General features: G+C 62.3%; 11 protein-coding genes. All 11 read left to right on the plus strand.

Annotated elements, in window-relative coordinates:
* Window positions 1-60 precede the first annotated feature (60 nt).
* Window positions 61-1257, plus strand: a complete 1197-nt coding sequence (gene ispC / locus J9885_RS03395; RefSeq protein WP_210548096.1) for a 1-deoxy-D-xylulose-5-phosphate reductoisomerase — start codon at window positions 61-63, stop codon at window positions 1255-1257.
* A gap of 52 nt (window positions 1258-1309) precedes the next feature.
* A complete protein-coding gene (rseP, locus tag J9885_RS03400; protein WP_134695732.1) occupies window positions 1310-2662 on the plus strand; it encodes a sigma E protease regulator RseP in 1353 nt (450 codons plus the stop codon).
* Window positions 2663-2696: 34 nt separating this feature from the next.
* Window positions 2697-5120 carry an outer membrane protein assembly factor BamA gene (gene bamA, locus J9885_RS03405; protein WP_210548097.1) on the plus strand — a complete coding sequence of 808 codons (2424 nt, stop codon included), beginning with the start codon at window positions 2697-2699 and terminating at the stop codon, window positions 5118-5120.
* Window positions 5121-5264: 144 nt separating this feature from the next.
* The gene (locus J9885_RS03410) at window positions 5265-5777 is read left to right on the plus strand and encodes an OmpH family outer membrane protein (protein ID WP_043758725.1); all 513 of its coding nucleotides are present in this window, start codon (window positions 5265-5267) and stop codon (window positions 5775-5777) included.
* Between the two features lie 3 nt (window positions 5778-5780).
* Window positions 5781-6800 carry a UDP-3-O-(3-hydroxymyristoyl)glucosamine N-acyltransferase gene (gene lpxD, locus J9885_RS03415; protein ID WP_210548098.1) on the plus strand — a complete coding sequence of 340 codons (1020 nt, stop codon included), beginning with the start codon at window positions 5781-5783 and terminating at the stop codon, window positions 6798-6800.
* 24 nt (window positions 6801-6824) lie between these two features.
* Window positions 6825-7286 carry a 3-hydroxyacyl-ACP dehydratase FabZ gene (gene fabZ / locus J9885_RS03420; protein ID WP_010673414.1) on the plus strand — a complete coding sequence of 154 codons (462 nt, stop codon included), beginning with the start codon at window positions 6825-6827 and terminating at the stop codon, window positions 7284-7286.
* A gap of 2 nt (window positions 7287-7288) precedes the next feature.
* Window positions 7289-8080 (plus strand): acyl-ACP--UDP-N-acetylglucosamine O-acyltransferase, encoded by a 792-nt coding sequence (gene lpxA / locus J9885_RS03425; RefSeq protein WP_081843632.1) that lies wholly within the window; start codon window positions 7289-7291, stop codon window positions 8078-8080.
* Window positions 8073-9212, plus strand: a complete 1140-nt coding sequence (gene lpxB, locus J9885_RS03430; RefSeq protein WP_043758728.1) for a lipid-A-disaccharide synthase — start codon at window positions 8073-8075, stop codon at window positions 9210-9212. Before lpxA ends, lpxB begins: the two co-directional genes overlap by 8 nt.
* 72 nt (window positions 9213-9284) lie before the next feature.
* Complete coding sequence (gene rnhB / locus J9885_RS03435) at window positions 9285-9875, plus strand: ribonuclease HII (RefSeq protein ID WP_043758730.1); 591 nt, start codon at window positions 9285-9287, stop codon at window positions 9873-9875.
* A gap of 62 nt (window positions 9876-9937) precedes the next feature.
* A complete protein-coding gene (dnaE, locus tag J9885_RS03440; protein WP_210548099.1) occupies window positions 9938-13417 on the plus strand; it encodes a DNA polymerase III subunit alpha in 3480 nt (1159 codons plus the stop codon).
* 16 nt (window positions 13418-13433) lie between these two features.
* Complete coding sequence (gene accA / locus J9885_RS03445; protein ID WP_043758744.1) at window positions 13434-14384, plus strand: acetyl-CoA carboxylase carboxyl transferase subunit alpha; 951 nt, start codon at window positions 13434-13436, stop codon at window positions 14382-14384.
* Window positions 14385-14401: the final 17 nt, after the last annotated feature.

The raw sequence follows: 14401 nt of genomic DNA on the forward strand, positions 1-14401 counted from the left end.
CGCACTGATGATCCCGGGAGCGTCCCGCTCCATCAGTCTGATACCCATTCAGGAGTCTTGATGCATAACCTGGTGATCCTGGGAGCGTCCGGCTCCATCGGTCAGAGCACCCTCAAGGTACTGCGACAAAATCCCGGGCGCTGGCAGGTGCTGGCGCTGACCGCGGCCCGCAGCGTGGACGCCATGCTGCGGGACTGCCTCGAATTCTCTCCCCGCTTCGCCGTCATGGTGGACGAGGCGGCTGCCAGCGATCTGGCGGGCCGGCTCAAGGCTCACGGCTGCTCCACCCGGGTGCTCTCAGGCCAGGCCGCCCTGTGCGACGTGGCCGCTCATCCCGAGGCACACAGCGTGATGGCGGCCATCGTCGGGGCGGCGGGGCTGGCGCCCACCATGGCTGCCGTGCGCGCCGGCAAGCGGATCCTGCTGGCCAACAAGGAGGCGCTGGTGATGTCCGGGGCCTTCTTTATGGAGGCGGTGCGCGCCCACGGTGCTGAGCTGCTGCCCATCGACAGTGAACACAACGCGATCTTCCAGTGTCTGCCCGAGGTCATCCAGCGCCAGCCGGGCTTTTGCGATCTGGCAGGCGCCGGCATCAGCAAGATCCTGCTGACCGGCTCCGGCGGCCCCTTCCGCTACACCGACATCGGCGAGCTGGCCCACGTCACCCCTGCCCAGGCGGTGGCGCATCCCAACTGGTCCATGGGGGCCAAGATCTCGGTGGACTCCGCCACCATGATGAACAAGGGGCTGGAGTACATAGAGGCGCGCTGGTTGTTCAATGCGGCACCTGAACAAATCCAGGTGGTGATCCATCCCCAGTCGGTCATCCACTCCATGGTGCAGTACAAGGACGGCTCCGTCCTGGCCCAGCTTGGCAACCCGGACATGTGCACCCCCATCGCCCACGCCTTGGCTTACCCGGCCAGGATTGAGTCTGGCGTGGAACCTTTGGATTTCTTCAGTGTCGGAGAATTCAGCTTTATCCGGCCCGACTACGCGCGCTACCCCTGTCTGCAGCTTGCCATGACGGCCTGCCAGCAGGGGCAGGCGGCGACCACTTCCCTCAATGCCGCCAACGAAGAGGCCGTCGCGGCTTTTCTTGCAGAGCGGATTGGATTTATGGATATTGCCAGAATCAATGAATCCGTCATGGCCGAGCTGGGCACGAGTGCCGCGGGCTCGCTGGCGGATCTGATCGCCCTGGACGGTACGGCCCGTGCCCGTGCCCAGCAACTGATAGAGGTACTTGCCCGATGAATGAAGCGCGTTGGTGTGACGCCCCTCTTGCTGCCGTTGAGGTGACGCACTGATGGGCGGCGTGTTGTGGAATATCGGCGCCTTCATCGTCGCCCTCGGGCTGCTGGTGGCGGTGCATGAGTTTGGTCACTTCTGGGTCGCCCGTCGCTGTGGTGTCAAGGTGGAGCGTTTCTCCATCGGGTTTGGCAAGGCGATCTGGCGCCGGCTCGGCAAGGACGGTACCGAGTACGTGCTGGCGCTCATTCCCCTCGGTGGCTACGTCAAGATGCTGGATGGGCGGGTCGACGAGCTCAAGCCGGGCGAGGAGCAGTACGCCTTCAACCACAAGAGCGTCTGGGCACGAATGGCCATCGTCGCGGCCGGCCCCATGGCCAACTTTGTGTTCGCCCTGTTCGCCTTCTGGCTGATGTTCATGATCGGGGTGCCGAGCGTCAAGCCGGTGGTCGGCGAGGTGCGCCCCGCCTCCATCGTGGCTCAGGCCGGCATCGAGCCCGGCATGGAGATCGTCGGCGTCGGCGGCGAGGAGACAGGGGACTGGGAGAGCGTGACCTATGCCCTCATCAGCCACCTTGGCGACAAGTCGGTGCAGCTCAAGCTCAAGGCGACCGGCACTAGCTACGCCGTGGACAAGACGCTCCAGCTCGAGGGCTGGACGTTCGATCCGGACAAGGAGTCCCCCATCGGGAGCCTGGGGATAGTGCCTCTCGGCGGCAAGGTGCTGCCCGTGGTGGAGGCTGTGGTGCCGTCGAGCGCCAGCGAGAAGGCCGGTCTTCAGATAGGGGATCGCATCAAAGGGGTCGATGGACAAGCCATCACCGAATGGGCACAGTTTGTCGAGCGGGTGCAGCAGTCGCCGGAACAGCAGATGCAGGTGACCGTCGAGCGGGCGGGCAGCGATATCACCCTGACCCTGACCCCGGATGCCAAGAAAGTACGTGGCCAGCTGGTGGGCTTTGTGGGGTTGTCGCCGCAACTGGTTCCATTACCGGATGAGTATCGAACTCTGTTACAGTATGGGCCTTTACAGGCCTTGTGGCACGGGGTCCAGAAGACCTGGAGCCTGATCACCCTGACCTTCGACATGATAGGCAAGCTGATCGGTGGCATCGTCTCCCTGGACAATCTGAGTGGCCCCATCTCCATCGCCAAGGGGGCCGGCAGCAGCGCCGATTACGGGTTGGTCTATTTCCTCGGGTTCCTGGCACTCATCAGCGTCAACCTGGGGATCATCAACCTGTTTCCCCTGCCGGTACTGGATGGTGGCCACTTGGTCTATTTCCTCATCGAGGCGGTCACCGGCAAGCCGGTACCGGAAAAAATTCAGGAAGTTGGGTTCAGGATAGGCGCCGCCATTCTGATGTTACTGATGGGCATTGCGCTGTTTAATGATTTCGCTCGCCTCTGAGGCCAGAGCATCAACAAGGACACATAAGAACAAAATGGCTGTTAAAAAAGCATTGGTGTTGAGTTGCCTGCTGGGGGCTAGCTTCCTGGCTCAGGCTGCCCCGGCCTCTTTTGTGGTGCAAGACATTCAGGTCGAGGGCCTGCAACGGGTGACCCTGGGTGCCGCCCTGTTGAATCTGCCGGTGCGGGTCGGTGATTCCGTCGATTCCGTGGCCCTGGCGAACGCCATCAAGAAGCTCTATGCCTCAGGCAACTTCGAAGACGTCAAGGTCTATCGTGACGGTCAGGTGCTGCAGGTCGTGGTCAAGGAACGCCCGACCATCTCCAGCATCGAATTCTCCGGCAACAAGGACATCAAGGAAGAGCAGCTGACCCAGAGCCTGGAGTCCTCCGGCATCCGGGTCGGTGATCCCCTGGATCGCACCGTGCTGAGCTCCCTCGAGAAGGGGCTGGAAGATTTCTACTACGGCGTGGGCAAGTACTCCGCCAAGGTCAAGGCCATCGTCACCCCGCTGCCGCGCAACCGGGTCGACCTCAAGTTCACCTTCGTGGAAGGTCAGGCCGCCAAGATCCAGCAGATCAACATCGTCGGCAACAACGTCTTCCCGGAAGAGAAGCTGCTGGCCCAACTCTCCCTCAAGGACGACGTGCCCTGGTGGAACTTCACCGGCGACCAGCGTTATCAGAAACAGAAGCTGGCGGGTGACCTCGAAGTGCTGCGCTCCTACTACATGGACCGCGGCTACATCCGTTTCACCCAGGAGTCCACCCAGGTCTCCATGACCCCTGACAAGAAAGGGGTCTACGTCACCCTCAACATCAAGGAAGGGGAGCAGTACAAGGTCTCCGGCGTCCAGCTCAAGGGCGACCTCATCGATCGCGGTGGCGACATGAAGGGGCTCATCCCCATCGAGGCCGGCAGCGTCTATTCCGCCAGCCAGGTGACCCACACCGAAGAGGTGCTCTCCAAGTTCCTCGGTCGTTACGGTTACGCCTATCCGAAAGTGGTCACCTTCCCCCAGATCAATGACCAGACCAAGGAAGTCGAGCTCATCGTCAACGTGGAGCCGGGCCCCCGTGTCTATGTGCGCAACATCAACTTCAGCGGCAACGTCACCACCAAGGACGAAGTGCTGCGTCGCGAGATGCGCCAGATGGAAGGCACCTGGCTCTCCTCCGACAACGTGGAGCAGTCCAAGACCCGTCTCAACCGCCTCGGCTTCTTCGAAACCGCAGAAGTGGATACCAAGCGGGTACCGGGCAGCGATGACCAGGTCGACCTCGACTTCAAGGTCAAGGAGCAGCCTGCCGGCTCCATCAACGCTGGTGTCGGCTACGGTACCGAGTCGGGCCTGAGCCTGCAGGCTGGCCTGCAGCAGGACAACTTCATGGGGACCGGCAAGAAGATCGGCATCAACGCCAGCACCAACGACTACTCGAAGAACATCGATCTGAGCTACAACGATCCCTACTTCACCGTCGATGGGGTCAGCCTGGGCGGCCGCCTCTACTACAACAAGTTCAGTGCGGCCGACGCCAACATCGTGGATTACGAGAACACCACCATAGGTTTCCGTCTCTCCAGCGGTTTCCCGGTCAACGAGAACAACCGTCTCGACTTCAGCCTCGGCTACGAGAACAACAAGCTCTCCCAGCCCAACCCCTATGTGCAGGTGGATGAGTTCTGGAAGGTGTATCAAGCCAACCTGGACGGTGACAACCGCATGGTGTTCAACACCGTCGACGTCACCGCTGGCTGGACCCGTTCCACCCTCAACAAGGGCCAGTTCCCGACTGCCGGTGACCGTCAGCGCGTGAACGCCAAGGTGACGGTGCCGGGCATGGATCTGCAGTACTTCAAGCTCAACGCCGAAGACTCCCATTACTTCCCGCTCGATGCGGACCACAAGTGGGTCATGCTGGCCAAGGCCCGCGCCTCCTACGGCAACGGTTATGGCAGCAACGGTGACTATGAGCACGTCCTGCCGTTCTTCGAGAACTACTACGCCGGTGGCTTTGACACCCTGCGCGGCTTCAAGAGCAACACCGTGGGTCCGAAGGCGCTCTACTACTACAACCTGGGCGGTAACGACGTGATCCAGGGTACCGACAGCTCGGTGGGGGGCAATGCCCTGGCGGTCGCCTCCTTCGAGATGATAGTGCCGACGCCGTTCGCCTCTGAAAGCTATCAGCCCCAGCTGCGGACCAGCTTCTTCGTCGATGCGGGTACAGTGTGGGACACCACCTTCGACTACAGCGATTACGAGAACCGTTGCTTCAGCGGCTGTAGCTATCTGATGGACTACTCCGACCCCAGCAACATCCGGGTGTCGACCGGCCTGTCGCTGCAGTGGCTCTCCCCCATGGGGCCCCTGGTGTTCGTGTTGGCGAAACCGATCAAGAAATACGAAGGGGACGATACCGAAGTCTTCTCCTTCAACATCGGCCGTACCTTCTAAAGGCGGACGACCCCCCGCTGCGGCGGGGGAAATATGATGGGTCACGCGGTGTGCGTGCCTCACCAGGTAACAAGACGGTCATGTGGATCGCTTGCACAATCAGGTAAATCAGGTAGCCCTCGACCGAGGGACCAAGGAGTTAGTGTGAATAAAGCGTTGAAAGTAGCTGGTTTGAGTTTTGCACTGATGGCTGCCGGCATGGGTTCCGCCTGGGCCGAGACCAAGATCGCTGTGGTCGACATGGCCGAAGTGTTCCAGAAACTGCCCCAGCGTGAAGCCGTTGCCAAGAAGCTGAAAGGTGAATTCGAACCGCGCATGCGCGAGCTGCAGAAGCTGGAGTCCGACGGCCAGGCGCTGGTCGAGAAGTTCAAGAAGGACGAAGCCTTCATGAGCAACGAGCAGAAGAAGCAGAACCAGGAGAAGCTGGCCAAGCTGCAGATGGAGTTCAACCAGAAGCGCCAGGCATTCGAGCGTGACAATGGCCGTCGCCAGTCTGAAGAGCGCAACAAGATCCTGACCAAGGTACAGGCTGCCATCGACTCCATCGCCAAGAGCAATGGCTACGATCTGGTGCTGGAGCGCAACGCTGCCCCCTATGCCGCCAGCAAGCTGGACATCTCCGGCCAGGTTATTTCTCAGGTTAGCAAGAGCAACTAATTGATGGCATTCACTCTCGCACAGCTGGCCCAGCAACTGGGGGCCGAGGTCCATGGGGATGGGACCCGGGAAATTCGCAAGGTCGCGACACTGGAAAAAGCCGGGGAGGGGGAGATCGCCTTCCTGTCCAACAAAAAGTACCGGCATTTCCTGGAGCAGAGCAAGGCGACTGCCGTGCTCATCACCGAGGCAGACCTGCCGTTTTGCCCCACCAATGCCCTGGTGCTCAAAGACCCCTATGTGGGCTTTGCCCGGGTAGCCCAACTGCTGGACACCACGCCGCAGCCGGCCATGGATATTCATCCGAGCGCCGTCATCGCGGCGGACGTGCAACTGGGCGAGAGAGTGGCCATCGGTGCCAATGCGGTCATCGAATCCGGCGTGGTGCTGGGTGACGATGTCCGCATCGGTCCGGGCTGTTTCGTTGGCAAGCACACCCGACTGGGCGCGCGCTCCCGGTTGTGGGCCAACGTCACCCTCTATCACAACGTGACCCTGGGCACGGATTGTCTGGTGCAAGCCGGAACCGTGATCGGGGCCGACGGTTTTGGCTATGCCAACGAGCGTGGCGAGTGGATCAAGATCCCCCAGCTCGGTGGCGTGACCATCGGCAACCGGGTCGAGATCGGTGCCTGCACCACCATCGACCGTGGTGCGCTGGAAGATACCCGCATCGCCGACAACGTCATCATCGACAACCAGTGCCAGATCGCCCATAACGTCGAGATCGGCTACGGTACCGCCGTGGCGGGCTCCACCGTGATGGCCGGTAGTCTCAAGGTCGGCAAATACTGTATCATTGGCGGCGCCTCCGTCTTCAACGGGCACATGGAGATCTGCGACCAGGCTACCGTCACCGGTATGGCCATGGTCATGCGGCCCATTACCGAGCCCGGTATCTACTCTTCCGGCATCCCCCTGCAAACCAATAAAGAGTGGCGCAAGACCGCTGCCCGGGTGATGCGTATCGAAGAGATGCACAAGCGGTTGAGCAAGCTTGAGAAAAAGCTGGATCAAGAATAATCACGATTGGTATAGGGTACTGTTTTGACTACTGAAAAGAAGAGCCTGGGCATCCAGGAAATCATGGATCTGCTGCCCCACCGTTATCCGTTCCTGATGGTGGACAAGGTGGAAAATTACGAGATCAGCGATGAGCGCAAGACCCTGCGCGCCATCAAGAACGTCTCGTTCAACGAGCCGATCTTCCAGGGCCACTTCCCGGCCAAGCCGGTGTTCCCCGGCGTGCTGATCCTGGAAGCCATGGCCCAGGCCACCGGTATCCTGGCCTTTACCATGGTGGGCAAACCGTCCCCCAACGAGCTCTATTACTTTGCCTCCATCGACAACGCCCGCTTCAAGCGCCCTGTCGGACCTGGCGATCAGCTGGTGCTGGACGTAGAGTTCCTGAAGGAGCGCCGCGGCATTGCCAAGTTCACCGGTGTCGCCACCGTCGACGGTGAAGTGGTCTGTACTGCCGAACTGATGTGCGCCAAACGCGAGGTATAACCGTGATCGACCAGACTGCCATCATCCACGATACCGCCATCGTCCATGAGTCTGCCGTCATCGGTAAAGGGGTTGAAATCGGCCCCTTTTCCGTCATCGGTGCCGAGGTGGAAATCGGCGACAACACCTGGGTCAGCTCCCATGTGGTGATCAAGGGGCCGACCAGGATCGGTCGTGGCAACAAGATCTTCCAGCACACCTCCATCGGTGAGGATTGCCAGGACAAGAAGTACGCCGGCGAGCGCACCTTCCTCGAGATCGGCGACAACAACGTGTTTCGCGAGAACTGCACCGTGCACCGTGGCACCACCCAGGATCAGAGCCTGACCAAGGTGGGCAGCGGCAACCTGTTCATGGTCAACGTTCACGTGGCCCACGACTGCATCATCGGTGACAACTGCATCTTCGCGAACAACGCGACCCTGGCGGGCCACGTGCATATCGGCGACTTCGTGATCTTCGGCGGTCTGTCCGCCATTCACCAGTTCGGCCGCGTCGGCTCCCACGCCTTCGTCGGTGGCTGCGCCGCCCTGAACAAGGACGTGCCGCCTTACGTGATGGCCGCTGGCAACTACGCCAAGCCGTTCGGGGTCAACTCCGAGGGGCTGCGTCGCCGTGGCTTCACGCCTGAGGCGATCTCCGCCGTCAAGCGCGCCTACAAGGAGATCTTCCGCTCCGGCAAGACCATCGAAGAGGTGCTGCCGGTGCTGAGCGAGATGGCCCAGTCCGAGCCTGCCGTCCAGCTCTACGTCGATTTCCTCAAAGACAACGAGCGCGGGATCATCCGTGCCTAAGCCCATTCGCATCGGCATCGTTGCCGGAGAGGCCTCCGGCGACATCCTGGCCGCAGGGCTGGTGCGCGAACTGCAGCGTCGCTATCCGGACGCGCAGTTCGAGGGGATCGCCGGGCCGCGCATGCAGGCCCTGGGCGTCAAGGCGCTGTTCGAGATGGAGGAGCTCTCCGTCATGGGCATCGCCGAGGTGCTGGGCCGTCTGCCCCGCATCCTGCAGGTGCGCCGCGAACTGCTGCGCCACTTCATTGCCAATCCTCCCGACGTGTTCGTCGGCGTGGATGCACCGGATTTCAATATCGGGGTGGAGCTGAAACTGCGCCGCGCCGGTATCAAGACGGTCCACTATGTCAGCCCCTCCGTGTGGGCCTGGCGTCAGGGCCGCATTCACAAGATCAAGGCGGCCACCGACATGGTGCTCGCCTTCCTGCCATTCGAGAAGGCCTTCTACGACCGCTTCGACGCCCCCTGCCGCTTCGTCGGCCACACCATGGCGGATGACATTCCCCTGGTGCCGGATCAGGCGGCCGTGCGCAAGGAACTCGGCATCGATCCCGCCCGCCGCTGGCTGGCGGTGCTGCCGGGCAGCCGCCACGCCGAGGTGGACTTCATGTCGCCGGTCTTCCTCGAGGCCTGCAAGCACCTGACGGTGCACTGCCCGGATCTCGGCTTCATCGTGCCTCTGGTCAACCAGAAGCGGCGCGAGCAGTTCCTGGCCATCAAGGAAGAGATTGCGCCGGATCTCGACATGGTGTTGCTGGATGGTCAGGGTCGCGAGGCCATGATCGCCGCCGACGTGGTGATGCTCGCTTCCGGCACCGCGGCCCTCGAAGCCATGCTGGTGAAAAAACCCATGGTGGTGGGCTACAAGCTCAAACCCTTCAGCTACTGGCTGGCCCAGTGGCTGGTGAAGACGGACTATGTCTCCCTGCCCAATCTGCTGGCGGACAGGATGCTGGTGCCCGAGCTCATCCAGCACGAGTGCACCCCGGCCAATCTGGTGGAAGAGGTAAGCAAGTTGCTGGAGCACGACAACAGCGAACTCATCGCCACCTTCACCAAGTTGCACGAGAAGATCCGCTGCAATGCCGACGTGCAGGCCGCCGAGGCGGTGGCCGCGCTGCTGGAACGCTAGCCGGCCCTGTGCGCCACGCGATATTGTGCTGATACTGGCCCTGCGGGGCCGGTTTTGATTCAAGGCTATGAGATGACGATCGATATTCCCGAAGACAAGCTGATTGCCGGCGTGGACGAGGTGGGCCGCGGTCCCCTGGTGGGGGACGTGGTCACCGCCGCGGTGATCCTGGATCCCGCCAATCCCATCGCCGGCCTTGCCGACTCCAAGAAGCTCTCCGAGAAGAAGCGGCTGGCCCTGTTCGACGAGATCCGGGAGAAGGCGCTGGCCTATGCCATCGGGCGCGCCAGCCCGGAAGAGATCGACGAGCTCAATATCCTGCACGCCACCATGCTGGCGATGCAGCGCGCCGTGGCGGGGCTCAGGGTCACGCCCGAGCTGGTCTTCATCGACGGCAACCGCTGCCCGGCTCTGCCAATGGAAGCCCGCGCCGTGGTCAAGGGGGACAGCCTGGTGGCCGCCATCAGCGCCGCCTCCATCCTCGCCAAGGTGACCCGGGACGCCGAGATGAGCGAGCTCGACGCCCGCCATCCGGAGTACGGCTTCGCCCGTCACAAGGGCTACCCTACGCCTGAGCACCTCGCCATCCTGGCCGAGCGTGGGCCCCTGCCCGAGTACCGGCAGAGTTTCAAACCGGTGCGCCGCGCCCTGGGGATCGAATAACCCATGCCACGCTGTCTGCATGACGACATTCGCGCCAGCTGGCGCCACGAGAGGGGATAACCATGGCTGACCCCCGTTTCATCCATCTGCGTGTCCACTCCGACTTCTCCATGGTCGACGGTCTGCAGAAGATAGGGCCCATCGTCTCGGCCGCCGCCGCCAACAACATGCCGGCCCTGGCCCTGACCGACCAGATGAACATGTGCGGCCTGGTGCGCTTCTACGGCAGCGCCCACGGCAAGGGGATCAAGCCCCTGGTTGGCGCCGACTTCTGGGTGCAGAGCGACGAGCTAGGCGACGAGCAGTTCCGTCTCACCCTGCTGGCCATGGACAACGACGGCTACCAGAACATCACCCTGCTCATCTCCCGGGGCTATCAGCGCGGTCATGTGCAGGGACGGCCGGTCATCGACAAGGCCTGGCTCGCCGAGCATGCCAAGGGGGTGATTGTGCTCTCCGGCGGTCGCGAGGGAGACGTGGGCAAGTTCCTGCTCAAGGGCAACCGCCAGATGGTGGAGCAGTGCCTCGCCTTCTACCAGACCCACTTCCCCGATGCCTACTATCTGGAGCTGCTGCGTACCGGTCGCCCGGACGAGGAGGTCTACCTGCACATGGCGGTGAACCTCGCGAGCGAGTTCGCGCTGCCGGTGGTGGCCACCAACGAGGTGGTGTTCCTCGGGGCCGATGACTTCGACGCCCACGAGATCCGGGTCGCCATCCACGATGGCTACACCCTGATGGACAAGCGCCGCCCGCGCCGTTACAGCCCCCAGCAGTACCTGCGCAGCCAGGAAGAGATGTGCGAGCTGTTCGCCGACATCCCGGAGGCGCTGGAGAACACGGTGGAGATCGCCAAGCGCTGCAACGTGACGGTGCGCCTCGGTGAATACTTCCTGCCGAACTTCCCCACCGGCGACATGACCACCGAAGACTTCCTGGTCATGAAATCGAAAGAGGGCCTCGAGGAGCGCCTCGAGTTCCTGTTCCCGGATCCCGCGGTGCGTGCCGAGCGCCGGCCCGAGTACGACGATCGTCTCGACATCGAGCTCAAGGTGATCAACCAGATGGGCTTCCCCGGTTACTTCCTCATCGTGATGGAGTTTATCCAGTGGTCCAAGGACAACGGCATTCCCGTCGGTCCGGGCCGGGGCTCGGGGGCGGGCTCGCTGGTGGCCTACGCCCTCAAGATCACCGATCTGGATCCGCTGGAATTTGACCTCCTGTTCGAACGTTTCCTGAACCCCGAACGGGTCTCCATGCCCGACTTCGACGTCGACTTCTGCATGGACAGGCGCGACGAGGTGATCGAACACGTCTCCGAGATGTACGGCCGGGAGGCGGTCTCCCAGATCATCACCTTCGGCAGCATGGCGGCCAAGGCGGTGGTGCGGGACGTAGGAAGGGTGCTGGGCCACGCCTACGGTTTCGTCGACCGGATCTCGAAACTCATTCCGCCGGACCCCGGCATGACGCTGGCCAAGGCGTTCGAGGCCGAGCCCAAGCTGCCGGAGCTCTACGAGCAGGACGAGGAGGTCAAGGACCTCATCGACATGGCGCGCCGCCTGGAAGGGGTGGTGCGCAACGCCGGCAAGCACGCCGGCGGCGTGGTGATCGCGCCCACCAAGATCACCGACTTCGCGCCCCTCTATTGCGACGACGAGGGACACCACCCGGTCACCCAGTTCGACAAGAACGACGTGGAGTACGCGGGTCTGGTGAAGTTCGACTTCCTGGGGCTGCGCACGCTCACCATCATCGACTGGGCGCTCGGCATGATAAACCCCCGTCTTGCCAAAGAGGGCAAGCCGCCGGTGGACATCGCCGCCATCCCCATCGATGACAAGAAGTCGTTCGCCCTGCTGCAGCGTTTCGAGACCACGGCGGTGTTCCAGCTCGAATCCCGCGGCATGAAGGACCTCATCAAACGCCTGCAGCCCGACTGCTTCGAAGACATGATCGCTCTGGTGGCCCTGTTCCGTCCGGGCCCGCTCCAGTCCGGCATGGTGGACAACTTCATCGACCGCAAGCACGGCAATGAGGCCATCTCCTATCCGGACGAGAAGTGGCAGCACGAGAGCCTTCAGCCCATCCTGGAGCCCACCTACGGCATCATTCTCTACCAGGAACAGGTGATGCAGATTGCCCAGACCCTGGCGGGCTACACCCTGGGGGGCGCGGACATGCTGCGCCGGGCCATGGGCAAGAAAAAACCCGAGGAGATGGCCAAGCAGCGGGCCGGCTTCGAGGAGGGCGCCATCAAGAACGGCGTCGACGGTGAGCTGGCGATGAAGATCTTCGACCTGGTGGAGAAATTCGCGGGTTACGGCTTCAACAAGTCCCACTCCGCCGCCTATGCCCTGGTCTCCTACCAGACCCTCTGGCTCAAGACCCACTTCCCGGCGGAGTTCATGGCGGCGGTCATGACCGCGGACATGGACAACACCGACAAGATAGTGACGCTAGTGGACGAGTGCCAGCGCATGGGGCTGACCGTCATTCCCCCTGACGTCAATACCGGCCGCTACCGCTTCAGCGTCAACGAGGACGGCCACATCGTCTACGGCATCGGCGCGGTGAAGGGGGTGGGGGAAGGCCCCATCGAGGCGATCCTGGAGGCGCGGGATCGGGACGGCCCGTTCCGCGACCTGTTCGATTTCTGCAACCGGGTCGACATCAAGAAGCTCAACAAGCGGGTGATGGAGAAGCTCATCCTCTCCGGCGCCATGGACAGGCTCGGCCCCCACCGCGCCGCCCTGATGGCGACCCTGGAGGAGGCGATGCGCGCCGCCGAGCAGCACGCCAAGGCCCAGGCGGTGGGGCAGGTCGACATGTTCGGCGTGCTCACCGAGGAGATCGACGACGTCAAGAAGGCGTTTGCCAACGTGCCGCACTGGCCCGACAAGGTGTGGCTGGAAGGAGAGCGGGAGACCCTGGGGCTCTACCTCACCGGTCACCCCATCAACCAGTACAGCGGCGAGCTGCGTCGCTACACCTCGGGCCGGCTGTGCGATCTGCATCCCACCTCCCGGGATACGGTGACCACGGCGGCGGGCCTGGTGATCGCGGCGCGCAGCATGGTGACCAAGCGTGGCAACAAGATGGGGATCTTCACCCTGGACGACAGATCCGGCCGTCTGGACGTGACCCTCTTCAGTGAAGCGCTGGAAAAATACGAAGAATTGATGCAAAAAGACCGTATTTTAGTGGTTTCTGGACAGGTCAGCTTTGATGACTTCTCCGGTGGCCTTAAAATGTCGGCCCGCGAATTGCTGGATATCAACGATGCGAGGGAGCGTTTTGCCAGGGCAATCCGTATTTCCCTCGATGAACAACGCATTGACGAGCGCTTTTTCCCGCGTTTGTGCGAGATTTTGGAGCCCGCCCGTGCCGGAGTCTGTCCGGTTCAGGTAAACTATCGTCGCCCCGGCTCCCGGGTGCGATTGACGCTCGGTACCGAGTGGCGGGTGACGCCCACCGATCAACTGATAGATGACTTGCGAGTCCTGCTTGGACGAGAGCGGGTTGAATTGGTTTTTGATTAGAGGATCTATTGTCCCTATGAGTCTTTTTCTGGATTTTGAACAGCCGATCGCCGAGTTGCAGGCACAGATCGATGAACTTCGCCATGTGAGCGAGCACAACAGTGCCGTGGATCTGAGCGAAGATATTCGCCGGCTGGAGAAGAAAAACGAAGAGCTGACCAAGAAGATCTTCGGCGATCTGGGTGCCTGGCAGGTGTCCCAGATGGCGCGTCATCCCCAGCGCCCCTACACCCTCGACTACATCGAGCAGATCTTCACCGACTTCGACGAGCTGGCGGGCGATCGCGCCTACGCCGATGACAAGGCCATCGTCGGCGGCATCGCCCGTCTGGACGGCGAGCCCGTGATGATCATCGGTCACCAGAAGGGTCGCGAGACCAAGGAGAAGATCAAGCGCAACTTCGGCATGCCGCGCCCGGAAGGGTACCGCAAGGCCCTGCGCCTGATGGAGATGGCCGAGCGCTTCAAGATGCCGATCATCACCTTCATCGACACCCCGGGTGCCTACCCGGGCGTGGGGGCCGAGGAGCGTGGTCAGTCCGAGGCCATCGCCCGCAACCTGAAAGTCATGGCCGGTCTGACCGTGCCGGTGGTCTGCACCGTGATCGGTGAGGGCGGCTCCGGCGGTGCCCTGGCCATCGGCGTGGGCGATCGCGTCAACATGCTGCAGTACTCCACCTACTCCGTCATCTCCCCGGAAGGGTGCGCCTCCATCCTGTGGAAGAGCGCCGAGAAGGCCTCGGTGGCGGCGGATGCCATGGGCATCACCGCCCAGCGCCTGAAAGAGCTCAAGCTCATCGACAACATCGTCGAGGAGCCCCTTGGCGGCGCCCACCGCGACGTGGAGAAGATGGCCCAGCACCTCAAGGCCCGCATCAAGCAGGACCTCGAGGCCCTGCGTCCCCTTGACAGCGAGCAGCTGCTGGAGCAGCGCTACCAGCGCCTGCTGGGTTACGGCTACTGCTAAGCCCGCTTCGCCCTCGT

This window comes from Aeromonas sp. SrichE-2G, assembly GCF_017939565.1.
GTDB lineage: Bacteria > Pseudomonadota > Gammaproteobacteria > Enterobacterales > Aeromonadaceae > Aeromonas > Aeromonas taiwanensis.

Coding starts and splice junctions, on each gene's coding strand:
- ispC (WP_210548096.1), top strand. CDS start 61: ATGCATAACCTGGTGATCCTGGGAGCGTCCGGCTCCATCGGTCAGAGC.
- rseP (WP_134695732.1), top strand. CDS start 1,310: ATGGGCGGCGTGTTGTGGAATATCGGCGCCTTCATCGTCGCCCTCGGG.
- bamA (WP_210548097.1), top strand. CDS start 2,697: ATGGCTGTTAAAAAAGCATTGGTGTTGAGTTGCCTGCTGGGGGCTAGC.
- lpxD (WP_210548098.1), top strand. CDS start 5,781: ATGGCATTCACTCTCGCACAGCTGGCCCAGCAACTGGGGGCCGAGGTC.
- rnhB (WP_043758730.1), top strand. CDS start 9,285: ATGACGATCGATATTCCCGAAGACAAGCTGATTGCCGGCGTGGACGAG.
- dnaE (WP_210548099.1), top strand. CDS start 9,938: ATGGCTGACCCCCGTTTCATCCATCTGCGTGTCCACTCCGACTTCTCC.
- accA (WP_043758744.1), top strand. CDS start 13,434: ATGAGTCTTTTTCTGGATTTTGAACAGCCGATCGCCGAGTTGCAGGCA.